The organism is Bradyrhizobium sp. MI1.7 (assembly GCF_055811795.1).
The window spans coordinates 67,490-89,690 of sequence record NZ_JBVVPO010000028.1 but is presented as its reverse complement, the minus strand read 5'-3'; the positions used below and the strand labels follow the sequence as shown (position 1 = coordinate 89,690).

Sequence of the window (22,201 nt, the reverse complement as noted above, 5' to 3'; positions counted from 1 at the left end):
CACCCCTATCATCCCCCGGGCCGGCACCCCCCGGCCAACCCCCCACCGGGGGGGGGGGCTGGCGGCGCCGGGGGGGGGGGGGCCCGACGATCCCGAGGTGCGCGCGGTGCTGTTCAAAGGCGCAGGCGGCTCGTTCTGCGTCGGCGGGGACGTCAAGTCGATGGCGGCAGGCCGTGCGCCGCTGCCGTTCGAAGTGAAAATGGCGAACCTGCGCCGCGGCATGGAAGTGTCGCGCATCCTGCACCAGATGCCAAAGCCCGTGGTGGCGCAGCTCGACGGCGCGGCAGCCGGCGCCGGCCTTTCGATGGCACTGTCCTGCGACCTGCGCATCGCGAGCGAATCCTGCAAGATCACGACCGCCTTCGCCAAGGTCGGCTTCTCAGGCGATTATGGCGGCACCTATTTCCTGACGCAGCTGCTCGGCAGCGCGCGGGCGCGCGAGCTTTATCTGATGTCGCCGGTGCTCTCGGCGAAGGAGGCGTATGCGATCGGCATGGTGACGAAAGTCGTTCCCGACGCCGAGATCGATGCCGCCGCACACGAGCTCGCGCTGTCGCTGGCGCAGGGGCCATCGATCGCGCTCGGCTTCATCAAGCGCAACATCAACAACGCCGAGCATCTGGCGCTGGAAGATTGCTTCGACGGCGAGGCGATCCATCACACCCGTTGCAGCGACACCGAGGATCACAAGGAAGCCGCGAAGGCCTTTGTCGAGAAGCGCAAGCCGACCTTCAAGGGCGCATGACGATGGCGCCCTATATGCGGCTCCGGCAGATCTGCCTCGTCGCGCCGCAGCTCGTGCCTGTGGTCTCCGACATCGCCGGGATCATGGGCCTCGACGTCTGCTACCGCGATGGCAATGTCGCCAAATACGGCCTGGAGAACGCGCTGCTCCCGGTCGACACGATCCTGCTGGAGGTGGTCGCGCCGTTCAAGGGCGGCACCACCGCCGGCCGCTTCATCGAGAAGACCGGCGGCCGCGGCGGCTATATGGCGATCTTCTGCTGCAACGATCCGGACGAACGCGGCCGCAACGCCAATGCGATGGGCGTGCGCACCGCCAACGTGATCGACCACGCGCCCTATCACGGCGTGCAGCTCCACCCCCGCGACTGCCGCGCCGCCTTCATCGAATTCAACCATACCAAAGGCAGCGACGATATTCTGGGGCCGTACCCGCCCGCAGGGCCGGACTGGCAAAAGTTCATCCGCAAGGATGTGACGCAGGCGCTGACGGGCGTGGAGATGCAGAGCCCGGATCCTCAGGGGCTCGCGGAACATTGGGGGAAGATCATCGGGGTCGTACCGAGTGGCGGCGCCGAATTGAAACTGCCCAATGCCACCTTCCATTTCGTGAAGGGCGCCAGCGAGATCATGAGCGCGCTGGAGTTTCAGGTGGCGGATGCCGCAAGCGTGCTGCATGCCGCGAAGGCGAAGGGGCTCGCGATTGCGGGGAACGAGTTTTTGCTCGGCGGGGTGACGTTCCGGCTTGCGGCTTGAGCGGTTGCCTCACACACCGCTGTCGTCCCGGACAAGCGAAGCGCAGATCCGGGACCCATAACCACAGGGAGTGGTTATGATGCGGGATGATAACTCCGCGTCTCCGCCAAACCCCTTCCTGTGGTTATGGGTCCCTGCTTTCGCAGGGACGACAGGGAGATTATGGTGACGCTGGTGTGATACGGCGAGACGTCGCCGCAATCACCTTCCCTTAAAATTCGCCGCGCGGCGCTCTTCCGTCGCCTTGACGCCCTCCTTGAAGTCTTCCGTCGCACGCAGCCGCGTCTGCTCGGCGAGCTCGTGGTTGGTCGCGGCCATCACGCGGTCGGCGAGGTTGGCGCGCATCGTGGCGCGGGTGGAGAGGAGGCCGAGCGGCGAGCATTCGGCGATCTCGGCGGCGAGCTTCATCGCGCCGGCCTTCACCTGGTCCTGCGGCACCAGCTCGTTGGCGAGGCCCCACTTCACTGCCTCCTCGCCGGTGACGCGGCGGCTGGTGTAGAACATCAGCTCAGCGTTGTTCTTGCCGATCAGCTCGGGCAGCGTCACGGTCAGGCCGAAGCCGGGATGGAAACCGAGCTTCGTGAAATTGGCGGAGAAGCGCGCTTCCGGGCAGGTGACGCGGAAGTCGGCCGACACTGCGAGACCGAGCCCGCCGCCGATGGCTGCGCCCTGCACGGCCGCGACGATCGGCTTCTTGGCGCGGAAGATACGCACGGCCTGGATGTAGAGATGGTTGATCGGGCCGAGGTTGTCGGCCGGGTCGCCCTTCTTCTCGGCCTCGCGCGCTTCCTGCGCCTGGCGCGCCGGATCGCCGAAATTGGCGCCGGCACAGAATGCCTTGCCTTGTGCCGACAGCACGGATGCGCGGATCTCGATGTCGCGATCGAACTCGTCGAGTGCATCCGCGATCTGGTTGATCAGCGAGATATCGAAGAAGTTCAGCGGCGGGCGGCGGATCTCGATGGTGCCGACGTGGCCAACTTTTTCGACGCCGATATCTTTATAGGTGCTCATGACGATCCTCGATTGAATTAGCGCAAACCAAGTCCGCGCGACTAGCGCAGGCCAAGTCCGCGCGCGATGATGCCGCGCAGCACCTCGGTGGTGCCGCCCTGGATGGTGAGTTTCGGTGCGGTCTTGATGGCGAAGTCGAGTTGCCGCTCCAGCGTCTCGCGGTTGGTCGCGGTCTCCTCGACGAAGGCGGCGAGATCGCGCACGCGGTGCGGAAGCTGCTGCTCCCAGACCGTGCCGATGTCCTTGACGATGGAGGCTTCCACCACCGGCTCCTTGCCGGCCTGCAGCATGCCCGCAACCGAGACCGACATGCGCCGCATGGTGTGGAGCTGCGCCACGAGACGGCCGATGCCTTCGGCGCTGCGGGTATCCGGGTTGGGGCCGACCGCGCGCACCAGCTCGGTCAACACATAATAGGTCTCGAGGAAACGCTCAGGGCCCGAACGCTCATAGGCGAGCTCGCTCGTCGCCTGCTTCCAGGCGCCGTCGACTTCGCCGAGCACGTGATCATCGGGCACGAAGAAATCGGTGAAGACGACCTCGTTGAACTCGTACTGGCCGGTGATCTGGCCGATCGGGTTCACCTGGATGCCCGGCTGCTTCATCTTGACCAGAAACTGCGTCAGGCCGTGACGGCGGTTTTCCTTGGTCGGCTGCGAGGTCCGGAAGATCGCGATCATGTAGTCGGCGATGTGCGCCGACGAGGTCCAGATCTTTGTGCCGTTGATGAGGTAGCCGCCGTCGGTCTTGGTCGCGCGCGTCTTGGCCGCGAACAGGTCGGAGCCGGAGTTCGGCTCGCTCATGCCGATGGCAAAGCAGATCTCGCCGCGGCAGATGCGCGGCAGGATATCCATCTTGATATGCTCGGGCGCGTATTTGATCAGCACCGGCCCGCTCTGGCGGTCGGCGACGAAGAAACGCCGCGTCGGCGCGTTGGCGACGCGCATTTCCTCGGTCACCACGTAGCGCTCGAGGAAGGAGCGCTCCTGGCCGCCATATTTTTTCGGCCAGGTCATGCCGAGCCAGCCCTTGGCGCCGACCCGGCGGGAGAATTCCGGCGCGTCGGTGTCTTCGCGGTTGGGCTTGTGCGGATCGAAGGTGCCGGCCGCGATTTCCTCGGCGAGGAAGGCGCGCACTTCCTTGCGCAATTGCTCGCACTTCTCGGGCAGGCGGATCGGATCGAAACGGAGGGCAGCGGTCATTGTTGTCTCGTCCTCTGATCAGCGCGAAGCCACGAGCGGCCACAATTCGTCGGCGCCGCGGTTTGCCACCAGCTTGCCGAGCTCGACGGCCCAATGGCTCTCCGAACCGAAATCATCGCGCCAGGCCAGAGCCCGCAGCGAAAAGCGGTGCAGGATGTGCTCGCTGGTGAAGCCGATGGCGCCGTGCACCTGATGCGCGATGGCGCCGCCTTTTTCCGCGGCTTCCGCGCAGCGGATCTTTGCCGAGGCAGCCTCGAGATAGACCTCGTCGTCGAATGACTTTGCGTTCGCGATGGCGTCGGCCGCCGACGTCGCGGCCGCAAGCGCCGCGGCGGATTCGCCGGCGAGACGGGCGAGGTTGTGCTGCACGGCCTGAAACTTCGAGATCTTCTTCTCGAACGCGACGCGCTCGTTGGAATAGCGCACGGAGATGTCGAGCATCGCTTCCAGCGCGCCCGCGATCTGAAGGCTGCGCGCGACGCCGCCCATCAGCATGAGCGTGGTCTGGTCAAAGCCCTTCGCGGGCTTGACGGTGACGGGCTGGACCTTGTCGAGCGTCACGGTATCGCTGTGGTCGTAGCCGACGTTGAGTCCGGATTCGATCCGGCCCTTGCTCGCTTCGACCAAGGCAATCGAGATACCATCCTTGCCGTGCGCCAGCACCGCAAAGTGCTTCGCCGCCTTGGCAAAGGGCACGCCGCGGGCGCGGCCGGAGAGCGCGCCGTCGGCATCGAGGGTAATGCGATCCTTCGGCGAGGCCGGCAGCACCGTCATCTCACCTTCCGGTGAGGCGATTTTCGCCTGCGCAAGCAGCCAGCCCGCCAGCATGGTCTCGGCCAGAGGAACCGCGACTGCGAAGCGGCCGGCGGCGTTCAGCAGCGCAAAACCGTCGGCAAGGCTGGCGCCGGAGCCGCCGAGATCGTCAGGCACCCAGGACAATGGCAAGCCGGCTTCGCTCAGCGCCTGCCACAGCGGCGCCTGCCACGAACCCTTCTTGTCGTTGTTGATGGTCTGCGGATCGGCGAGATCGGCGAAGATTTTCTCCGCGGTCTCGACGACGATATTGTCACTCTCCGCCACAGCGTTCCCCGTGTTTTGCCATTGGCGCGTTCCGTCCGGTCGGCGCGGCGCGCGGTCTCTTCTTGCGCCCGATGATCCGAAAAAGCCATGGCCCTGACAAGCGTTGACCGCAGGCCCATCTGCGGCTCCGGCATGGGCGCAAGAGCTGCTATGGACTAATTCCGCTTAGCGGAGTTTGGTCGATTTGCAGGGCGCGGCAAACTCGCTAAACAGGGCCAGCTGCTTAAGGCTTGTATTCAATCAAGGGGAAGGAAATCCGGATGGCAAAAGATGGCTTGTGCGCAATCGTGACGGGGTCCGCATCCGGACTTGGTGCAGCGACTGCGGAAATTCTCGCGCGGAGCGGGGCGCGGCTCGTCATCAACTATTCCTCGAGCCAGAAGGAAGCCGAGGCCACGGCCGAACTCTGCCGCAAGGCGGGGGCGGCGGAAGTGCTGGTCGCGCAGGGCGACGTTTCAAAAGATGACGATTGCCGCAAGATCGTTGCGGCAGCCAGCGGCTGGGGCCGGCTCGACGTGCTCGTCAACAATGCCGGCATCACCAAGCATGTTGCGCATGCCGATCTCGATGGATTGTCGGCTGAAGATTTCCAGCGCTTGTACGGCGTCAACACGATCGGCCCGTTCCAGATGGTGCGCGCAGCACGCAGCCTGCTCGAGGCCGGCGCGAAGGCTTCGGAACGGCCGTCCGCCGTGGTCAACGTGTCCTCGGTTGCCGGCATCAGCGGCGTCGGCTCGTCGATCGCCTATGCTGCGAGCAAGGGCGCGCTCAACACGATGACGTTGTCGCTGTCCCGTGCACTGGCGCCGCTGATCCGCGTCAACACGGTGTGCCCCGGCTATATCGACACGCCCTGGTTCACCAAGGGCCGCGGCGAGGCCGGCGCCAAGCAGGTGCGCGACAGCGTGGTGGCGAAGGTGCCGCTGAAGGTCGCTTCATCCGCCAATGACATCGCGCAGCTCGTCTGCTTCCTGGCAACGCCGGCGTCGAGCAACATGACCGGCGAGGTCGTGCGGATGGATGCGGGGATGCATCTGATAACTTAATTCGTCATTGCGAGCGAAGCGAAGCAATCCAGAGAGCGTCCGCGCGGACAGTCTGGATTGCTTCGTCGCAAGGGCTCCTCGCGATGATGGAGTGCGAGGGCGGCGTCGTGCCCGACGTCCGGCACCACTACCCTTTTATCACGCCGCTCGCGACCAGCCGGTGCCAGATGAACAGCACCACCACCGCGCCGATCGTGGCCATGATGAAGCCGGCGCCCTGGTCTGGGCTGTAGTGCCCGATCGCCTGTCCGATGAAGGTCGCAAGAAACGCACCGGCGATGCCGAGGATGGTGGTGAGGATAAAGCCGCTCGGGTTGTTCGGTCCCGGCGCCAGCCAGCGCGCGATGAGGCCGGCGATGAAGCCGACGACGATGATCCACAACAGGCCGCCCATGCTCATGTCAGTGCTCCCCTTCCCGAGAATGCGTAGATCAAAGTTCGATTAAAGTCTGCCCGAGAGCTCGTTCTCGGTCGGCAGCCGTCCGTCCGGCGTCAGGTGGTCGATCACCTGTGGCAGATACTGGCTGAGGCCGGAGAGCAGCTCGTCGCGCGACAGGCCGCTCTGGGCGGACAGGCTTTGGATCTGGTCGGCGCCGAGGGCGCTGGCGAGATCGCCGGGCGCGATCGCCTTGTTCTCGCCCTTGCCGACCCAGGTGCTCGCGGTCTCGCCGTGGCCACCCTGCTGGAGCTGGTTGAGGAGATCGCCGAGGCCGCCGCTGAGCACGCTGCCGGCCGCGCCGCCCGCGAGCAGGCCGCCGAGGCCACCCTTGAGCAGATCGCTGAGGCCGCCGCTACCACCGGGGCCGCCGGGAACAGCGCTGCTGCCCGTATTGACAGGCGTCGGAGGCGGCAGCGGCGAGCGCTGCTGCGGCGCCGGCGCCGCGTCGGGCTGGCCAGCCGTCAGATGCTTGAAGGCCTTCCAGGCGATCAGGCCGAGCAGCGCCATGGTCATTGGCGACATGCCGCCGGAGGATTGCTCAGAGCTGGGCGTGCTCGGGCCGCGGGGGCCGTTCTGCATGCCGTTGAGGACGTCGAGTAGACCCATGGTGCTCTCCTTTGGCGTTCTCGTCGGCGAGTTCTCGCCGGTGACAGCCCCCGGGGCAAAAACATATGAGGCTCTCATGACGGTTACAAGGCGAATGCACCGCAACCAATGGGCAGCCGGCGTTGCCTCTGCTATCGAGGGCAGGTCATTCAAGGGAGCAAGGTCAGGTGGTTGCGTATCGACCGATCGTGGTGGCCGGCGCGGGCGCCATCGGCTGTTTCGTCGGAGGCCAGCTGGCGGCCGGAGGGCGCCGCGTCGCGCTGCTGGTGCGGCCGCGGGTCAAAACCGAGATCGAGCGGTTCGGCCTGCGGCTGACCGATTTCGACGGCTCCGAGCAGAAGCTCGGCGCGGGCCAGCTGGCGCTGTCGGAGGATCCCGCGATCTTTCACAACGCCGGCATCGTGCTGGTCACGGTGAAGAGCGCCGACACCGCCGATGTCGCGGACCAGATTGCCCGGCACGCGCCGCAGGACGCCGTCATCGTCTCCCTGCAGAACGGCGTCGGCAATGTCGCGGTTCTGCGCGAGCGGCTCGGCGGCCGGCACGTGCTCGCCGGCATGGTGCCGTTCAACGTGATCGCGATGGGCGAGGGACGCTTCCACCGCTCGACGTCCGGCGACATCCATGTCGGCGCGGATGAGGCGAATACGGCCGTAGCGCTGTCGGTGCCCGGCCTCGCCATGCGCGCAAGCCGCGACATCACCGGCGTGCAATGGGGCAAGCTGATCATCAATTTGAACAATGCGCTCAGTGCGCTGTCCGACATGCCGCTCGCCGCGCAACTGGCGAACCGCGACTGGCGAAGACTGTTCGCCGACCAGATGGCCGAAGGCGTGACTGCGATGAAGGCCGCCGGCATCACGCCGGTCTCGGCGACGCCGATCCCGCTGAGGTGGACGCCGACCCTGCTGAGGCTGCCTGATGTGATCTTCAATGCGATCCTGGGGCGCACGATGAAGATCGATCCCGAGGCGCGCTCCTCGATGTGGCAGGACCTGAAGCAGGGCCGCAAGACCGAGATCGACTATCTCCAGGGCGCAGTCATCGCGCTCGCCGAGCAGAACAACGTCGACGTGCCGCTGATGCGCCGTATTGTTGCGCTGATCAAGCAGGCCGAGACGGCAGGCAATGGTCCGCCGCGGCTGACGCCGCAGCAGATCCGCGGAGCGGCCTGAGTGCGAGCCGGGCGGCGGGAGGAGCAACGATGAGGCGTTGTTTGATGATTGGGCTCGCGCTGGCCGCGCTCTGCGGCACGTCGACGCTGGCCTACGCAAGGCCGCCAACGGTCGTGAGCTCGCCCGGCTATGACAGGCGGTTGCAAGAGAGCAGGTCGCAGTTGGGCAATTCGCCAACGACAACAGAGCCCACGCGTGCGCCGGTGGTCAAACCGAAGCGCGGCAAGAAGAAGCAGCCGAACTGACGCCACACGCTCGCTGTCGTCCCGGATCAGCGCTCCGCTTGTCCGGGACGACAGCGGAGTTTGCCGCGCGATGAGCTTACCCCTTCTTCGCCGGCTTGCTTGGCGCGGGGGTGAACAGCTTCTTCAGATCGCTCAAGCTTTCCGATAGCCGCGGCCATTCGCAGGAGAACGAGCCCTTGGTGCAGGGCGCGCCCTTCGGTCGCGGGCTGACGGACTGCTGCACCTTCGGCCGCTCGACCGGGACAGGCACGCGCGCGACCGGGACGGACACGCGCTCGACCTCGGTTCGCAGTGCGACCTGCTGTTGCCGCGCTTGTTCCTGCTGCTCGCGCTGCTGACGCGCGGCGGCTTGGGCGGCTTCATTGCTGCGGCGCTGATTGGCGAGGTAGGAGGTGTAGGATTCGTCGATCCTCTTCTGCTCCTCCGGCGTCGGATTGGGACCTGCGATGTCGAAGGTGCGGTCCTGGAGGAAATCGTAATAGGAATAGCCGCCGCCTGGCTTGCGGCGGCCCGCGAACTTGGCGTTGCAATCGGCAAGCGCAGCCGTCTTCTCGGTCTTGTTCGCGGCCTTCTCGGCGGCGTCGGCGCATTCCTCGAAATCGACCGGCGCGCGCTTCCACCATTGGGCGTGGGCATGCAACGGCGTCAGCAGAAGAAATCCTGCTGCGGCAACGACTAGCGCCGCACGACGCGATGCAACTACGTCCGACATTCTACGAGAGCATTCCTTGCAAAACTCAACCCGAACTGAGTCGGGTCCGATTTTTGCCCCTTTATCGCCGGCTTGTCACCCGTGGAACTCGGGAATTTCATGGCTGCAATGCTGACATTTTTTGCTTGACGTGGCGCGGGAGTCACAGCCGCGCGGCACATGATCGGCTTAGACTTTATTGGTTTGAATTCGAAGGGGAATATCCGTCATGAGAGCGTTGGCCCGCCTCGCCGCAATCACATTGGCGTTCATTTCCAGCTATGCGTTCGCGGCGGACGAAGAAGCGCCCAACCGCAAGCCGGTGAGGGCGATCGCCGACGCGCGGCTTTCGGTCGGCGGCCAGGGAATGCTGCCGCTCTATCTCTCCAGCGACTGGTCGCTGCCGCTGCCGGCGATCTCGCGCGCCATCATCGTGCTGCACGGACGCCTGCGCAATGCCGACGAATATTACATGTCGGCCCATACTGCGCAGGTTGCCGCGGGCGACGACGGCAAGAGCGCGCTCATGATCGTCCCGCAGTTTCTGGCGGAGATCGATATCGACGCGCACAGGCTGCCCGCGGATACGTTGCGCTGGTCGCTGGAGGGATGGGAGGGCGGCGACGCCGCGCTGGCGCCGAATCCGGTGTCGTCCTTCGATGCGCTCGATGCGATCCTCGTAAAACTCTCGGACCGGCGCATCTTCCCGAATCTGAAGCAGGTCGTCGTCGCCGGCCATTCCGGCGGTGGCCAGGTCGCGCAACGCTATGCCATCGCCGGCAAAGGCGAGGCGGCGCTGTCGCGCCAGCATATCGATGTCCGCTACGTTGTCGCCAATCCCTCCTCCTACGCTTATTTCAGCAACACGCGGCCCGTGCCGGCGATCGCCGCATCCTGCCCGGGCTACAACAATTGGAAATACGGCATGGACGGGCGTCCGCCCTATCTTGCGAACGCAACGCCGGTAGCGCTGGAGCAGCGCTATGTCGAGCGCGAGGTGATCTATCTGCTCGGCACGCTCGACACCAATCCGAAGCATTCTGCGCTGGACAAGAGCTGCATGGCCGAGGCGCAAGGTCCCACGCGCTACGCCCGCGGCCACGCTTATGCGGATGCGATGGCCAAGCGCGACCGCGGCACGCCCAATCACCGGGTCTGGGACGTCGCCGGGGTCGGCCACGACGGCGACAAGATGCTGACCTCGAAATGCGGCCTCGCAGCGCTGTTCGATATTCCGGGCTGCGGGGCGGAGCGCTGATGCGGACGTCTTGAAGGCAGATCTCTTGAAGGCAGATGCCTTGAAGCCAGATCCCTTGAAGGCAGATCCCTTGAAGCGTTGGCTCCGGCTGTTACACTTCGTCTCGCGACGCCTCATCCTGAGACGACGCCAAGAAGACGAAGTGGAAACACCTGATGCTGCTGCCCCTGTCCGACGTGCCTCGCTGGTACGCTCAACGCAAACCGCAAGGCACGATCGCCGTCCGTCACGGGCAGGATACGCTGACATGGGACGAGCTCGAACGCGGCGCCAATCGGCGCGCACGGGCGTTCATGGCCAAGGGCGTCAAGCCCGGCGACTTTGTCGCAATCGGTTTGCCTAACGGCAACGCGTTCTTCGAGACCTCGTTTGCGGTCTGGAAGTGCGGAGCGACGCCGACGTCACTGTCGTGGCGGCTGCCGCGCGGCGAAGCCGCCGCGGTGCTCGACATCCTGAAGCCCGCGCTGGTGGTCGGCGGCGAGGCCGACTGGAACGCGCCGAACCGCCTGCCGGCGGATTTCGTGCCGGAAGGTTTTTCGGACGAGCCGCTCGATCCGCCGGTGGCTCGCTACTGGAAAGCCATGACCAGCGGCGGCTCGACCGGCCGGCCGAAAGTGATCCTCGATCATCAGCCGGCCGTGACCGACACCGTCGCCGCGCCGCCGCTCAACATTCCATTCGGGGTTTCGCTGCTCAATCCCGGTCCGCTCTACCACAATGCGCCGTTCATCGTGTCGCACTACGCGCTGTTCACCGGCGGCCAGCTTACCGGCCTCGTCAAGTTCGACGCCGAGGAGACGTTGCGGCAGATCGCACGCGAGCGCGTGCAATGGGTCAATTTCGTGCCGACCATGATGCACCGAATCTGGGCGCTGCCGGAGAACGTGCGGAACTCTTACGACATGTCGAGCCTTCAGACCGTCTTCCACATGGCGGCTCCGATGCCGCCCTGGCTGAAGGAGAACTGGATCGCCTGGCTCGGCCCTGAGCGCGTCTGGGAGCTCTATGGCGGCACCGAGCGCCAGGGCTCCTGCATCATATCAGGCACGGAATGGCTGACCCACAAGGGCTCGGTCGGCAAGATCGGGGAGATGGCGCGCTTGCGCATCGTCGGCAAGGACGGCAACGACGTCGCGCCCGGCGAGACCGGCGAGATCTATTTCCTCAACAATGACGGCAGGGATGCCACCTATCATTATCTCGGCGCCGAGCCGAAGCGCCGCGCGGACGGCTGGGAGTCGCTCGGCGACATCGGCCGGCTGGACGCCGAAGGCTATCTCTATCTCGGCGACCGTCTCGCCGACATGGTGCTGCGCGGCGGCGCCAACATCTATCCGGCCGAGGTCGAGGCCGCGGTCTCCGAATGCCCCGGTGTGCGGTCCTGCGTGGTGGTGGGATTGCCCGATCCGGAATTGGGCCAGCGCGTGCATGCCATCGTCGAGCCCGAACCTGGCGCGGACGGCCAGGCCATCGCCGACGGCATGGCGGACTTCTTGAAAGACAGGCTGAGCCGCTACAAGCACCCCGAGAGTTTCGAGATCGTCAGCGCCCCGCCGCGCGATGATTCCGGAAAAGTTCGCCGCACCCTGTTGCGCGACGAGCGCGCGGCGTGGATGAAGGAAGGGCGCGCCTTCCGGATTCGGCCGGCGAAGGCGCGGGCGCACGCCGAATAAGAAGAATACAGAAGGATTGAGACATGACGATCACCATCGCAGCGAACAGCGTGCCGAGGCCGCCGGCCGAGATCATCGAGGGTTTTCGCGGCGCGCCGACCTCGGTCATTTCAGACAATCTCGCCCGGTTGCCGGGCGCGGTCGGGCTGAAACCCTATCATCGCGGCGGCAAGCTGGTGGGGACGGCCTTCACCGTGCGCACCCGCCCCGGCGACAATCTCGCCATCCACCGCGCACTTGAACTGGTCGGTCCCGGCGACGTCATCGTGGTCGATGGCGGTGGCGACGAGACGCGCGCGCTGGTCGGCGAGATCATGAAGAACATCGCGCAGTGGCGCAAAGCCGAAGGCTATGTCATCGACGGCGCGATCCGAGATGTCGCGGCCTTCGCCGCTGACGACTTTCCCTGCTACGCCCGCGCGGTGATCCATCGCGGCCCCTACAAGAACGGCCCCGGCGAGATCAACGTGCCTGTTACGATCGGCGGCAGCGTCATCTCGCCCGGCGACATCGTCGTCGGCGATGAGGACGGCGTGGTGTCGTTCCCCGCCGCCGGCGCCGCGGCGCTGCTGGAAGCCGTCCGCGCCCAGGTCGCGCGTGAGGAGGAGACCATGAAGGCGATCCGCGAGGGCCGCTACCAGGGCTCCTATGGCAAATCCTGATCGGATCAGAATGAAGGGGAGGGCGGCTTGAGCCAGAAGGACGAATTTCACAACATCGACGATCCCAGCGATGGCCTCTTCCGCGAGCTCGCGGCGGGGGTGACCACGCGCATCTTTTCCGGCGAGCAGGCGATGCTGTCGGTGGTGACGCTGGCCCCGCATGCGCAGGGCACGCTGCATCATCATCCCGAGGAGCAATGGGGCGTGCTGCTCGACGGCTCCGCCATCCGCGTCCAGGGCGATGAGGAAATTCCGGTAAAGAAGGGCGATTTCTGGCGCACGCCCGGCAATGTGCCGCACACGATGCGCGCCGGCCCCGATGGGGCCCGCGTGCTGGACATTTTCAGTCCACCACGGCCAGAATACAAAAAAGCGGGGTCGGGCTTCGGCACGACTTAAGCGCCAAAGAGCAAAAAGCCAGGCGCAAAACCAAAGGGGAGGGGACTATGACGATCACACGACGCACGCTGCTGGCAGCGCCCGCTATTCTCGCAATCGCGCCAGCGGTGGCGCAGGCCGGCAAGATTACTCTGGTGGTGCCGTTTCCGCCGGGCGGATCGACCGATGCGATGGCGCGGCTGTTGCAGGCCAATCTACAGACAAAACTCAACCGCATCGTCGTGGTCGAGAACAAGTCGGGCGCCGCCGGCGCGCTCGGCGCGGCGCAGGTTGCCAAGAGCCCGCCGGACGGCTCGACGTTCCTGGTCACCTTCGATTCCCACGCGGTGATCCCGTCCATCCTCGACAAGCCGCCGGTCGATGTCGAGCGCGAGCTGATGCCGGTGCTGCTGGTGGGCACCGCGCCCTACGTGATCGCCGACGGCGCCGGCCGTCCCTACAAGAGCTTTGCCGACGTGGTCGCCGCCTGCAAGGCGACGCCCGGCGCGGTGAAATATGCCTCCGTCGGCATCGGCACGCTCGGCCATCTCGCCATGACGGTGCTCGGCACCAAGGCCGGCGTCGAGATCATGCACGTGCCCTATCGCGGCGGCGGCCCGGCGATGAACGACGTGCTCGGCGGCCATGTCGATCTGATCGCGGGATCGGCGGCGCTGGTCTCGGCCCAACTCGGCACCAACATGCTGCGGCCGATCCTGCAACTCGGCCGCGAGCGGCTGCCGGGCTTACCGGATACGCCGACCGCGATCGAGGCCGGCTTTCCGGACTTTGAGACGCTGGCGTGGTGGGGCGTTTTCGCGCCCGCGGGCACGCCGCCGGATATCGTCGCGGCCATGGCGACGGCGTCCAGGGAGATCCTGAGCGAGCCCGCGACCGCCGCCCAGCTCAAGGAGACCCAGCAGATGACGCTGCTGCTCCAGGACGGCGCCGCCTTCAAGAGCTTCTTCGACAAGCAGGTCGCCTATTGGGGCAAGGTGGTGCGCGAGAACAATATCAGGGCATGAGAGGCCTATTCCCGGGATTGCCATCCCGGGTCCAGTGCGCTCGCGCGGGCTTGAGCGTCAGAGCATCTTGCCGACGATCTTTGTCATATCTGCCGCCGAAAACGCGCGCAGCGTTTCGGTGCGGACATTGCCGAGTGCGCTGAGACTAAGGCTGAGCGACATCGCGGCAGCCTCATCTGGAGCCTCGAGAACGGTTACAACGTCATATCGTCCCTGCGTCCAGACGATCTCTTTCACGGTCACGCCGAACGTTTTGGCCATCTCCTTGAAGGCGTCGGCCCGCTTCGGCGAGTCCTTGACGTTGCGGACTCCCTGATCAGTGAAGCTTCCCAGCACGACATAGGTTACCATGGTCGTCCTCCCTGGTTAGAACCCAGATCCAATTCTCGCTTGAGGCAACCGCGCCGAGCTTGCCACGGCGGCTGAGACAGCGCTACTGCGCGTTGGGAACGTCAGCGGATGTGACTTATTCGGTCAGGACAACGGCCGCGCGAAACTGAGCTCATGGCCGTCGGGGTCGGTGAGATGGAAGTAGCGCTCACCCCATTCTGCATCGCGCGGCGTGGTCGACGGCTGCCATCCGGCGGCGCGTGCGCGCTCGTAGGTCCCGTCGACATCGGCGACGTAGAAGATGATGCGGCCCCACCAGGACCAGCGCTTGTCGTCCGGCTGCGCCGTCAGGTTGAGATAGCCGGTGCCGGCGCGAAAGCTGGTGAATGCGGCGGCTTCGCCGCCATACAGGAGCTCGAACCCCAGCGAACGGTAGAAGTGCACGGCGCGCCCCATGTCATGCGTGCCGAGCGTGATGGCACTGATGCTTTCGATCATGTGAGCTGCTCCGCCGAGAGGGGCCTGGAAGCGATTGTATAGCCGCCCCGTTCAGGTTGACGATGATCCGGCCCGCCTTGCGGCTGGCGAACCGCATTTTGCTCTGCTATGACGGGATCGAACCCATACCAGCGGGTTCCGCGGTCCCGTAGCTCAGCCGGATAGAGCGGCGGTTTCCTAAACCGTAGGTCGCATGTTCGAGTCATGCCGGGATCGCCAGCTTTTCGATGACTTAGCTTGATGCCGCCAGGGGCGGAGCGTGGTGGTTTCGCAACGCTACGCATCATGAGCTGATTGATCAGCAGCCTCCCAACGACATTCGTCACAACCATATTGCTTTGGGGAGACTGGCAACAGCAACGCGCCGGCAATTCGAGCCGTGCGTCGTCAGCGATCTCAGGGATTCCCAAGGTGCCGGCGAGCACGGCTCGAAGACATCACCACATCGAGCTATGGGCAGGGGTGTCGCTTGCCATCGTAGCCGAGATACGTTCCCGAAGCCGGGTCGTACGACCGATATTTTTGTTCGCAATAGGACGAGCCATCAGCGGAGTCGTCGTAATCGCCGTAGTAGCCGTCGTCGTAGCCGCCATAGTAAGGCCAGCCCGAATAGGCGCCCAGCGCTAAGGCGCCGCCAAGGCCAAGACCCCCGCCGTAAGCAAATGCGTGGCGGTAGCGATGCCGGAATCCGGCATGATGGAATTGACCGCCATGGAAGCCGGCGCCGGCCGCGACGGGACGTGGCGCATGGAAGCCGCCGGCGGCCCGGAAGTGACCAACTCCGCCGTGGAAGCCTCCGCCGCCTCCGAAGTGCCCACCACCGTGAAATCCGCCGCCGCCTCCGAAATGTCCGCCACCGCCCCATGTCCACCGCCCCCATGTCCGCCGCCGCGCGCAGAGGCGGCCGCTCCCGGCGCCAAGGTTGCGCAAAGAGCGATCACGCCAAGCAATTTCAGTCGTTCCATCGTTTTTTCTCCAGCTACATGATGTCGGCCACGTCTCGACCTTTGCCGGACACTCATTGGCCCGAGACCTGCCGACGACTCCATGTTTGCCGGATGCGCGCTCGCCGTCTTTTCAATAGGCCGCGGATGTTTCAGCTTCGCACGTGAAGCCGGAATCCGAGCGAACAGGCCGCTGATATTGTTGACCTGAGAGCGGTTTCGTAAAACATGGGTTGAAAGTTCGAGTCGTCCCGGGATCGCCATTTTGTCATGGGCAATCGTCGCAGTTTGCCACGCTCGTCGGCGCAAAATTTGCTAGAAGCGAAAGACGTCCTTCCTGGCCTTGCCGACGTGCCGGCCACGCCTCGCTACCCCATCCGGAGACAACAATGCCTTTCGACTTGATCCTGCGCGGCGGCCGTGTGGTCGACCCGTCCCAGAAGCTCGATGCCGTGACGGACATCGCCTTTGCCGGCGGCAAGGTCGCCGCCGTCGGGACCGGGCTCAAGGCCGATCCGGGCACCGATGTGCGCGACGTCTCGCGTTACATCGTGACGCCGGGGTTGATCGATCTGCACACCCATGTCTATTGGGGCGGCACCTCGCTCGGCATCGATGCCGAGGAATTCTGCCGCCTCTCCGGCGTCACCACTGCGGTCGATACCGGCAGTGCCGGTCCCGGCAATTTCGCGGGCTTCCGCAAGCATGTGATCGAGCCGAGCCAGGTCCGCATCCTCGCCTATCTGCACGTCTCGCATGCCGGCATCTTCGGCTTCTCGCACCGGATCATGGTCGGCGAGAGCGAGGAGTTGCGGCTGATGAACCCGATCGAGGCGGCCAAGGTGGCCGATGCCAACCGCGACCTCATCGTCGGCATCAAGGTGCGCGTGGGGCTGCACTCCTCGGGCACGTCGGGGATCGTGCCGCTCGACATCGCGCTCGAGGTCGCGAACGAGGTCGGCATGCCGCTGATGGCGCATATCGACCATCCGCCGCCGAGCTACGAGGAGGTGCTGGGCCGCCTGCGTCCGGGCGACGTGCTGACCCATGCGTTCCGCCCCTTCCCCAACACGCCGGCGACCGCGCAAGGCACAGTGAAGAGGGCGGTGCTGGACGCGCGCGAGCGCGGCGTGCTGTTCGATATCGGCCACGGCAAGGGCTCGTTCGCCTTCAAGACCGCGCGCGCGATGCTCGCCAACGGCTTCTATCCCGACACGATCTCTTCCGACATCCATCAGCTCTGCATCGACGGCCCGGCGTTCGACCAGGTCACGACCATGTCGAAATTCCTGTGCATGGGCATGGAGCTGTCGGACGTCGTCGCCGCCTCGACGGTGAACGCGGCCATGGCGCTGCGGCGTCCCGAGCTCGGCAGCCTCAAGCCCGGTAGCGTCGGCGACGCCACGCTTGTTACGGTCAGGCAGGGCCAGTTCGACTATGAGGACGTCGTCGGCGAGCACCTGATCGGGGATCGCAAGATCGTCTCCGAGGGCGTCGTGATCGGCGGCCGCTGGTGGCATCCGAATTAGGGCTTTGCCTCTTCCCGTGAGAACGGGGAGAGGAAGCTACTCGTTCTTGTCTACATTCCAGAACATCGGCGTCGCCGGGCCGTCGATCACGCCGGTGAGCGATTTGCGCCAGGCGCTCGGCGCCTGGAACTGGCCGAGCGGGACGTAGATCACCTGGTCGTAGGCTTCCTTCTGCACCTCAAGCGCGATCTTCTTGCGCTCCTCGGGCGAGGTCGCGCGGGCAAAGGAATCGCGCAACTCCTCGAGCTTGGGGTCCTCGGACCAGCCGTACCAGCCGCCACTCGTGCCCTTGCCGACCATCGGGACGTTGACCAGCGGGTTCAAGGAGTCGGCGGCGCCCTGGTAGGTAAAGAACATGTTCCAGCCACCTTCCTTCGGCGGCTTCTGGATTGCCCGGCGGGTGACCACGGTCTGCCAGTCCATCGCCTGCAGATCGACCTTGAAGCCGGCGTCGCGCAACAGCTGTGCGACCACGACCGGCTGCGCCTTCAGCAGGATCTGATCGGTCGGCGCCAGGATCACCACGGGCGTGCCGTCATAACCGGCCTCGGCCAACGCCTTCCTGGCGTCCGCCATGCCGTTGCCCTTTATCAGGGTCTCGCCGCCGGCGTCGCTGGCGAGCGGCGTGTCGCAGATGAAGAACGCGCCGCACAGCTTGTAGTATTTGGGATTGCCGATCTGCGCGTCGAGCACGTCCTTCTGGTTGATCGCCAGCATCGCGGCGCGGCGGATCTTCACATTGTCGAATGGCGGATGCAGAAAATTCATCCGGCCGAACGACTGGAAGCCGAACTTGTTCAGGATGGATACGTTGATGTCCGGATTGGACTCGAGCGCGGGCAGCATGTCGAATGGCGGCGTCTCGACGAAATCGACATCGCCTGACTGCAGCGCGTTGAGCGCGGTCTGCGCGTCCGGCATCGTGATCCACTCGACCCGGTCAACCTTGGCCACCTTGCCGCCCGAGGTCCATTCGGCCGGCTCCTTGCGCGGCACATAGTCGGTGTTCTTTTCGTAGACGGCCTTCACGCCGGGCTGGAATTCGGCCGCGACGAATCTGAACGGGCCGGAGCCGATCTGCTCGGGAATCTGCTTGGTGATCGGGGTTTCAGCAAGCCGCTTGGGCATCATGAAGGCGCAGACCGACGATGGCTTGGCGATCGTCTCCAGCACCAGGCCATAGGGCTCCTTCAGCTTGAAGACGATTGTTTTGGCGTCCGCGGCTTCGATACCGGCCGTGAAGTCCATCAGCTTGCGCGCCATGCCGTCGACGCTCGTACCCCAGCGCTTCAGGGAGGCCACGCAATCCTCGGCCGTCACCGGTGCACCGTCATGCCACTTCAGGCCGTCGCGCAAGGTGAAGGTGTAGGTCAGCTTGTCCGCGGACACTGTCCAGTCGGCCATCTGCGGCTGCACCTTGAAGCTGGAATCGATGCCGAGCAGCGTATCGTAGACCATGTAGCCATGGTCGCGGGTGATGATGGCTGTCGTGAAGCCAGGGTCGGTGACGCGAAGGTCCGATTGCATCACCGCGCTCAGGGTCTTCTTTCCGGTCGCGGCAGATACAACCGACGTCCAGGCCAGAGGAAGTGCCGATGGCGCAACAGCCGCAAGCTGAAGCAGTTTCCGTCGCGAGACGTGAACCATTCGCTTCTCCTGACTTGACGCAAAACGAAACCAGATGGCGGTTGCCGAACACGGGCAGCGTATGGCGGGGAGCCACACGTGACAAGCAGGGGTTGCTTCTACCGATCTGGATTCGTTAGCGGACAAGCAAGGGCTGTGCCGCCGAAGCCGGCGGTAGGAGCAATCGTCGAAAGTCGTCGCGCTCTTGACGGACGCGCGTCAGTCGCGCCCCGCCTCCATGATCGCCTTGGCCAGCCGCGCCGGATCGGAGAAGCACAGCTCGTGGCTTCCCGGCACCTGCACCAGACGGAACAGGCCGAGCTTCTCCGAGAGCCGCGGATGCCAGGGATGGCTGTGCGGCATCGCGACGTCCTCGGTGCAGTTGATGTAGGACTTTGCCAGCGGCATCTCCGCCGGATTGGTCTTGAGCGCGATCTTGTCGGTGAAAGTCGCGAACGGATGCGGGTTGAGCACGTCATAGGCGCGCTGCGCGGTCTCGAGATCGGCATCGTTGATGAAGGCTTCGCGCCAGATCGGGAAGGGCAACACCACAGAGCTGTCGCCGCGTTCGGCCGCGATCGCTTCGAACAGCCCGATAAAGTGCGGCGGCACCATGTCGTTGAGGCATTCGCCGTTGTTGGGCACGAAGGCATTCCAATACACCAGGCGGCGAATGCGCTCGGGCGCGAGGTCGGCGACGCCGGTGATGATCATGCCGCCATAGGAATGGCCGAGCAGGACGATGTCCTTCAGATTGTTTTCGGCGAGATAGTCGGCGATCGACTGGATCGCGTCCTTCAGCCCGGTCGTCTTGGCATCGCCGGGGCGATTGCCCTTGATTGTCGGCGTATAGACCTTGTGGCCGGCGGCGCGGATCGGGGCCGCGACGGGTTCGAACTCGGCACCGGTGTGCCAGGCGCCATGGACGAGAACGTAGGTCGACATGTTGTAGCTGCTCCCGAGGGTGTGGTTAGATCGGCATGACGTGGGTCCTTTGCGGCGCTCGCGAGGCGCAGCGGACAATTCTTGTTGTGCGAAGTGTGAACCGGCCGGCCATTTTCCGCTTGGCTGGCGCTGAACCGGATTGGTCTCGGAGCGAACTGATGGAGCAGGTCACAAGCCGGCCGCGGCACGTCGTCTGGAACACCGCAGTGACGCGGCCGGACGAGCAGTTTTCCTATTACCGCGAGGCGATCTGCCAGGCATTCATGAACCTGACGCCGGAATCGGCGACGACGTCGCGCTTCCCTGCGAAGGTGGAGACGATCGGGCTCGGCGCCGGCGCAATCAACCGGGTGATGTTTCCCGAGCATACCGTCAATCGCTCGCGCGCCGATATCGCAGCATCGACCGAGAGCTGCTTCTATCTCAACTTCAAGCTGGCCGGGCGCTGCCGCATGCTCCAGGGCGACAGCGAGGTCAGCCTGTCGCGCGGCCAGGTCGGCATCGTCGACAGCGACCGCGAGGTGACGCTGCTGCACGATCGCGGTCCGATGCTGGGGGTCGCTTCGTTCTGGGTGCCGTCGCGCGCCCTGCGCGACCGGCTGCCGCCGTCGTTCGATTTCAGGGCCGAGCGCGTCTCCGACGATCCCCATGTCGGTCACCTCATCGTCGAGACCGCGCGCTCCCTCAACGCCGGCGCATTGCGGATGGCGGAAGAGGACAGCATTCGGCTGTTCGACGTGCTGCTCGATCTCGTTGCGCTCAGCCTGTCGCGCCGCTCGCGGGCGCAGACGGCGGAAGCCGCAAGCTTTGCAGACGCGACCGTGCTGGCGCTGCGCCGCGCCATTCACGAGCGGCTGCGCGAGCCGGGACTGACGGTCGCGGCGGTCGCCGGCTCCGTCGGCATCAGCGAGCGCTATGTCCACAAGCTGTTCGAACGCTCCGGCACGACATTTTCGGACTACGTGATCGATCGCCGCCTCGTGGGCGCGGCGGCCGACCTGAAGGATCCGGCATCGGGCGGCCGCGCGATCGGCGCTATCGCCTTCGACTGGGGGTTCTCCGATCTCTCCCACTTCGCGCGGCGCTTCAAGCAGCGCTTCGGCTGCCGCCCACGCGATTGGCGTGCGCGATGAACAGAGCTACAGCGACCTCGCGATCAGCAGCTTCATGATCTCGTTGGTGCCGCCATAGATCTTCTGGATGCGGGAATCGATGAAGATGCGGGAGATCGGGTATTCCTGCATGTAACCGTAGCCGCCGAACAGCTGGAGGCATTCGTCGGCGGTCTGGACCTGCTTGTCCGAGCACCAGTATTTCGCCATCGACGCCGTGACGGTGTCGAGATCCCCGGCGACGAGGCGCTCAATGCACCAGTCGACGAAGACGCGCGCAATCATCGCTTCGGTCTTGCGCTCGGCGAGCGTGAAGGCGGTGTTCTGGAAATCCATCAGCGGCTTGCCGAACGCCTTCCGTTCCTTGGTGTATTCGGTGGTGAGCTTGACCGCGCGCTCCATCGAGGCGACCGCGCCAACCGCAAGCGCGAGGCGCTCCTGCGGCAATTGCTGCATCAGCTGGACAAAACCCTGGCCTTCCTCCTTGCCGAGCAGGTTTTCCGGCGGCACCGTGACGTTGTCGAAGAACAGTTCTGACGTGTCGGAGGCATGCAGGCCGATCTTGTCGAGGTTGCGCCCGCGCTTGTAGCCGTCCGCGCCCGCGGTCTCGACCACGATCAGCGAAATGCCCTTGGCACCCACATCGCCGGTGCGCGCGACCACGACGACGAGATCGGCGGCCTGGCCGTTGGTAATAAAAGTCTTCTGGCCGTTGATGACGTAGGAATTGCCCTGCTTCTTCGCGGTGGTCTTGACGGCCTGCAGGTCCGAGCCGGTGCCGGGCTCGGTCATGGCGATGGCACCGACCATCTCGCCGGAAGCCATCTTCGGCAGCCAGCGCTTCCTTTGCTCCTCCGAGCCGTAGTTGAGGATGTAGTGCGCGACGATGGCGCTGTGCACGGAGACGCCGGTGGTGAGCTCCGGCACCGTGCTTTCGAGATCGTCGAGCACGGCGGCGTCATAGGCGAAGGTGGCGCCGAGGCCGCCATATTCCTCCGGCACGCTCGCCAGCAGGGCGCCCATCTCGCCGAGCCCGCGCCAGGCGAAGCGGTCGACCATCTTCTGCTCGCGCCATTTCTCGGCATGCGGCGCCAGATCCTTGGCCAGATATTTCCGGAACTGGTCGCGGAAGATTTCGAGCTCTTCGGTCATCCAGGAGGAGCGGTAGGACATGGTCACCTCGGTCAATGCGGCTTTCCGGCCTTGGTAGGCTGGTCGGCGGC

General features: G+C 65.0%; 25 protein-coding genes and 1 tRNA gene. 14 read left to right on the top strand and 12 right to left on the bottom strand.

The annotated features are described in order from the left end of the window. The first annotated feature begins 7 nt into the window (after positions 1 to 7). Both AC0L3X_RS24400 and AC0L3X_RS24395 read left to right on the top strand, forming a co-directional pair. Complete coding sequence (locus AC0L3X_RS24400; protein ID WP_473316907.1) at positions 8 to 745, top strand: enoyl-CoA hydratase; 738 nt, start codon at positions 8 to 10, stop codon at positions 743 to 745. 2 nt (positions 746 to 747) lie between these two features. Continuing rightward, entirely contained in the window at positions 748 to 1,500 is a 753-nt protein-coding gene (locus AC0L3X_RS24395; RefSeq protein WP_063986030.1) for a hypothetical protein, read from the top strand. Positions 1,501 to 1,701: 201 nt separating this feature from the next. On the opposite strand, the gene AC0L3X_RS24390 is transcribed toward AC0L3X_RS24395, so the two are convergent. From AC0L3X_RS24390 to AC0L3X_RS24380, 3 genes are read right to left on the bottom strand one after another with little or no spacing between them, the layout of a single operon-like run. Beyond that, on the bottom strand, positions 1,702 to 2,514 hold the full coding sequence (locus AC0L3X_RS24390) for an enoyl-CoA hydratase/isomerase family protein (RefSeq protein WP_063980654.1): 813 nt from the start codon (positions 2,512 to 2,514) through the stop codon (positions 1,702 to 1,704). Positions 2,515 to 2,555: 41 nt separating this feature from the next. Then, positions 2,556 to 3,716, bottom strand: a complete 1,161-nt coding sequence (locus tag AC0L3X_RS24385) for an acyl-CoA dehydrogenase family protein (protein WP_008133127.1) — start codon at positions 3,714 to 3,716, stop codon at positions 2,556 to 2,558. An 18-nt stretch (positions 3,717 to 3,734) separates the two neighbouring features. Then, complete coding sequence (locus tag AC0L3X_RS24380) at positions 3,735 to 4,796, bottom strand: acyl-CoA dehydrogenase family protein (RefSeq protein ID WP_063980655.1); 1,062 nt, start codon at positions 4,794 to 4,796, stop codon at positions 3,735 to 3,737. Positions 4,797 to 5,056: 260 nt separating this feature from the next. On the opposite strand from AC0L3X_RS24380, the gene AC0L3X_RS24375 reads away from it, so the two are divergent. After that, positions 5,057 to 5,842 carry an SDR family NAD(P)-dependent oxidoreductase gene (locus tag AC0L3X_RS24375; RefSeq protein WP_063980656.1) on the top strand — a complete coding sequence of 262 codons (786 nt, stop codon included), beginning with the start codon at positions 5,057 to 5,059 and terminating at the stop codon, positions 5,840 to 5,842. 127 nt (positions 5,843 to 5,969) lie between these two features. On the opposite strand, the gene AC0L3X_RS24370 is transcribed toward AC0L3X_RS24375, so the two are convergent. Next, positions 5,970 to 6,242: a GlsB/YeaQ/YmgE family stress response membrane protein gene (locus AC0L3X_RS24370; RefSeq protein ID WP_080586664.1), complete on the bottom strand. Its 273-nt coding sequence runs from the start codon at positions 6,240 to 6,242 to the stop codon at positions 5,970 to 5,972. A 42-nt stretch (positions 6,243 to 6,284) separates the two neighbouring features. Next, complete coding sequence (locus AC0L3X_RS24365; RefSeq protein ID WP_063980657.1) at positions 6,285 to 6,887, bottom strand: YidB family protein; 603 nt, start codon at positions 6,885 to 6,887, stop codon at positions 6,285 to 6,287. A gap of 167 nt (positions 6,888 to 7,054) precedes the next feature. On the opposite strand from AC0L3X_RS24365, the gene AC0L3X_RS24360 reads away from it, so the two are divergent. Both AC0L3X_RS24360 and AC0L3X_RS24355 read left to right on the top strand, forming a co-directional pair. Beyond that, positions 7,055 to 8,062, top strand: coding sequence for a 2-dehydropantoate 2-reductase (locus AC0L3X_RS24360; protein WP_354131636.1), 1,008 nt, complete (start codon positions 7,055 to 7,057; stop codon positions 8,060 to 8,062). A 29-nt stretch (positions 8,063 to 8,091) separates the two neighbouring features. Continuing rightward, complete coding sequence (locus AC0L3X_RS24355; RefSeq protein ID WP_063980659.1) at positions 8,092 to 8,307, top strand: hypothetical protein; 216 nt, start codon at positions 8,092 to 8,094, stop codon at positions 8,305 to 8,307. 76 nt (positions 8,308 to 8,383) lie between these two features. Here AC0L3X_RS24355 and AC0L3X_RS24350 read toward each other — a convergent pair whose 3' ends face one another. Then, positions 8,384 to 9,019 carry a hypothetical protein gene (locus AC0L3X_RS24350; RefSeq protein WP_063980660.1) on the bottom strand — a complete coding sequence of 212 codons (636 nt, stop codon included), beginning with the start codon at positions 9,017 to 9,019 and terminating at the stop codon, positions 8,384 to 8,386. A 208-nt stretch (positions 9,020 to 9,227) separates the two neighbouring features. On the opposite strand from AC0L3X_RS24350, the gene AC0L3X_RS24345 reads away from it, so the two are divergent. The 5 genes from AC0L3X_RS24345 (at position 9,228) to AC0L3X_RS24325 (ending at position 13,994) form a co-directional block, all read left to right on the top strand. After that, on the top strand, positions 9,228 to 10,256 hold the full coding sequence (locus AC0L3X_RS24345) for an alpha/beta hydrolase (RefSeq protein WP_063980661.1): 1,029 nt from the start codon (positions 9,228 to 9,230) through the stop codon (positions 10,254 to 10,256). Between the two features lie 155 nt (positions 10,257 to 10,411). Beyond that, entirely contained in the window at positions 10,412 to 11,929 is a 1,518-nt protein-coding gene (locus AC0L3X_RS24340; RefSeq protein ID WP_231143797.1) for an AMP-binding protein, read from the top strand. Between the two features lie 23 nt (positions 11,930 to 11,952). Next, complete coding sequence (locus tag AC0L3X_RS24335) at positions 11,953 to 12,591, top strand: RraA family protein (RefSeq protein WP_063980662.1); 639 nt, start codon at positions 11,953 to 11,955, stop codon at positions 12,589 to 12,591. Positions 12,592 to 12,618: 27 nt separating this feature from the next. After that, positions 12,619 to 12,990: a dimethylsulfonioproprionate lyase family protein gene (locus AC0L3X_RS24330; RefSeq protein ID WP_028159929.1), complete on the top strand. Its 372-nt coding sequence runs from the start codon at positions 12,619 to 12,621 to the stop codon at positions 12,988 to 12,990. 47 nt (positions 12,991 to 13,037) lie between these two features. Continuing rightward, positions 13,038 to 13,994 (top strand): tripartite tricarboxylate transporter substrate-binding protein, encoded by a 957-nt coding sequence (locus AC0L3X_RS24325; RefSeq protein ID WP_354131635.1) that lies wholly within the window; start codon positions 13,038 to 13,040, stop codon positions 13,992 to 13,994. A 57-nt stretch (positions 13,995 to 14,051) separates the two neighbouring features. On the opposite strand, the gene AC0L3X_RS24320 is transcribed toward AC0L3X_RS24325, so the two are convergent. Further along, positions 14,052 to 14,345: a GYD domain-containing protein gene (locus AC0L3X_RS24320; RefSeq protein WP_063980665.1), complete on the bottom strand. Its 294-nt coding sequence runs from the start codon at positions 14,343 to 14,345 to the stop codon at positions 14,052 to 14,054. Positions 14,346 to 14,468: 123 nt separating this feature from the next. Next, positions 14,469 to 14,822, bottom strand: a complete 354-nt coding sequence (locus AC0L3X_RS24315) for a VOC family protein (protein ID WP_063980666.1) — start codon at positions 14,820 to 14,822, stop codon at positions 14,469 to 14,471. Between the two features lie 142 nt (positions 14,823 to 14,964). Between AC0L3X_RS24315 and AC0L3X_RS24310 the strand changes: the two genes are divergently transcribed. After that, positions 14,965 to 15,041 (top strand) — tRNA-Arg (locus AC0L3X_RS24310). A 231-nt stretch (positions 15,042 to 15,272) separates the two neighbouring features. On the opposite strand, the gene AC0L3X_RS24305 is transcribed toward AC0L3X_RS24310, so the two are convergent. Continuing rightward, positions 15,273 to 15,443 (bottom strand): BA14K family protein, encoded by a 171-nt coding sequence (locus AC0L3X_RS24305; protein WP_231145450.1) that lies wholly within the window; start codon positions 15,441 to 15,443, stop codon positions 15,273 to 15,275. Between the two features lie 72 nt (positions 15,444 to 15,515). Between AC0L3X_RS24305 and AC0L3X_RS24300 the strand changes: the two genes are divergently transcribed. Together AC0L3X_RS24300 and AC0L3X_RS24295 are read left to right on the top strand one after the other, a co-directional pair. Continuing rightward, positions 15,516 to 15,809 carry a hypothetical protein gene (locus AC0L3X_RS24300; protein WP_473316908.1) on the top strand — a complete coding sequence of 98 codons (294 nt, stop codon included), beginning with the start codon at positions 15,516 to 15,518 and terminating at the stop codon, positions 15,807 to 15,809. A 346-nt stretch (positions 15,810 to 16,155) separates the two neighbouring features. Continuing rightward, positions 16,156 to 17,295 carry an amidohydrolase/deacetylase family metallohydrolase gene (locus tag AC0L3X_RS24295; protein WP_063980668.1) on the top strand — a complete coding sequence of 380 codons (1,140 nt, stop codon included), beginning with the start codon at positions 16,156 to 16,158 and terminating at the stop codon, positions 17,293 to 17,295. Positions 17,296 to 17,331: 36 nt separating this feature from the next. On the opposite strand, the gene AC0L3X_RS24290 is transcribed toward AC0L3X_RS24295, so the two are convergent. Then, positions 17,332 to 18,942, bottom strand: coding sequence for an ABC transporter substrate-binding protein (locus tag AC0L3X_RS24290; protein ID WP_063980669.1), 1,611 nt, complete (start codon positions 18,940 to 18,942; stop codon positions 17,332 to 17,334). A 198-nt stretch (positions 18,943 to 19,140) separates the two neighbouring features. After that, entirely contained in the window at positions 19,141 to 19,866 is a 726-nt protein-coding gene (locus AC0L3X_RS24285) for an alpha/beta fold hydrolase (protein WP_063980670.1), read from the bottom strand. A gap of 158 nt (positions 19,867 to 20,024) precedes the next feature. Between AC0L3X_RS24285 and AC0L3X_RS24280 the strand changes: the two genes are divergently transcribed. After that, positions 20,025 to 20,999 carry a helix-turn-helix domain-containing protein gene (locus AC0L3X_RS24280; protein WP_063980671.1) on the top strand — a complete coding sequence of 325 codons (975 nt, stop codon included), beginning with the start codon at positions 20,025 to 20,027 and terminating at the stop codon, positions 20,997 to 20,999. Positions 21,000 to 21,005: 6 nt separating this feature from the next. Here the strand turns inward: AC0L3X_RS24280 and AC0L3X_RS24275 are convergent, their stop codons facing one another. Next, positions 21,006 to 22,151: an acyl-CoA dehydrogenase family protein gene (locus AC0L3X_RS24275; RefSeq protein WP_063980672.1), complete on the bottom strand. Its 1,146-nt coding sequence runs from the start codon at positions 22,149 to 22,151 to the stop codon at positions 21,006 to 21,008. Positions 22,152 to 22,201 lie beyond the last annotated feature (50 nt).

Bases quoted from the DNA above. Each gene is read 5' to 3' on its own strand.
- AC0L3X_RS24395 (WP_063986030.1), top strand. From the start codon at position 748: ATGGCGCCCTATATGCGGCTCCGGCAGATCTGCCTCGTCGCGCCGCAG.
- AC0L3X_RS24390 (WP_063980654.1), bottom strand. From the start codon at position 2,514: ATGAGCACCTATAAAGATATCGGCGTCGAAAAAGTTGGCCACGTCGGC.
- AC0L3X_RS24385 (WP_008133127.1), bottom strand. From the start codon at position 3,716: ATGACCGCTGCCCTCCGTTTCGATCCGATCCGCCTGCCCGAGAAGTGC.
- AC0L3X_RS24375 (WP_063980656.1), top strand. From the start codon at position 5,057: ATGGCAAAAGATGGCTTGTGCGCAATCGTGACGGGGTCCGCATCCGGA.
- AC0L3X_RS24370 (WP_080586664.1), bottom strand. From the start codon at position 6,242: ATGAGCATGGGCGGCCTGTTGTGGATCATCGTCGTCGGCTTCATCGCC.
- AC0L3X_RS24365 (WP_063980657.1), bottom strand. From the start codon at position 6,887: ATGGGTCTACTCGACGTCCTCAACGGCATGCAGAACGGCCCCCGCGGC.
- AC0L3X_RS24355 (WP_063980659.1), top strand. From the start codon at position 8,092: ATGAGGCGTTGTTTGATGATTGGGCTCGCGCTGGCCGCGCTCTGCGGC.
- AC0L3X_RS24350 (WP_063980660.1), bottom strand. From the start codon at position 9,019: ATGTCGGACGTAGTTGCATCGCGTCGTGCGGCGCTAGTCGTTGCCGCA.
- AC0L3X_RS24345 (WP_063980661.1), top strand. From the start codon at position 9,228: ATGAGAGCGTTGGCCCGCCTCGCCGCAATCACATTGGCGTTCATTTCC.
- AC0L3X_RS24340 (WP_231143797.1), top strand. From the start codon at position 10,412: ATGCTGCTGCCCCTGTCCGACGTGCCTCGCTGGTACGCTCAACGCAAA.
- AC0L3X_RS24335 (WP_063980662.1), top strand. From the start codon at position 11,953: ATGACGATCACCATCGCAGCGAACAGCGTGCCGAGGCCGCCGGCCGAG.
- AC0L3X_RS24325 (WP_354131635.1), top strand. From the start codon at position 13,038: ATGACGATCACACGACGCACGCTGCTGGCAGCGCCCGCTATTCTCGCA.
- AC0L3X_RS24320 (WP_063980665.1), bottom strand. From the start codon at position 14,345: ATGGTAACCTATGTCGTGCTGGGAAGCTTCACTGATCAGGGAGTCCGC.
- AC0L3X_RS24315 (WP_063980666.1), bottom strand. From the start codon at position 14,822: ATGATCGAAAGCATCAGTGCCATCACGCTCGGCACGCATGACATGGGG.
- AC0L3X_RS24300 (WP_473316908.1), top strand. From the start codon at position 15,516: ATGATGGAATTGACCGCCATGGAAGCCGGCGCCGGCCGCGACGGGACG.
- AC0L3X_RS24295 (WP_063980668.1), top strand. From the start codon at position 16,156: ATGCCTTTCGACTTGATCCTGCGCGGCGGCCGTGTGGTCGACCCGTCC.
- AC0L3X_RS24290 (WP_063980669.1), bottom strand. From the start codon at position 18,942: ATGGTTCACGTCTCGCGACGGAAACTGCTTCAGCTTGCGGCTGTTGCG.
- AC0L3X_RS24285 (WP_063980670.1), bottom strand. From the start codon at position 19,866: ATGTCGACCTACGTTCTCGTCCATGGCGCCTGGCACACCGGTGCCGAG.
- AC0L3X_RS24280 (WP_063980671.1), top strand. From the start codon at position 20,025: ATGGAGCAGGTCACAAGCCGGCCGCGGCACGTCGTCTGGAACACCGCA.
- AC0L3X_RS24275 (WP_063980672.1), bottom strand. From the start codon at position 22,151: ATGTCCTACCGCTCCTCCTGGATGACCGAAGAGCTCGAAATCTTCCGC.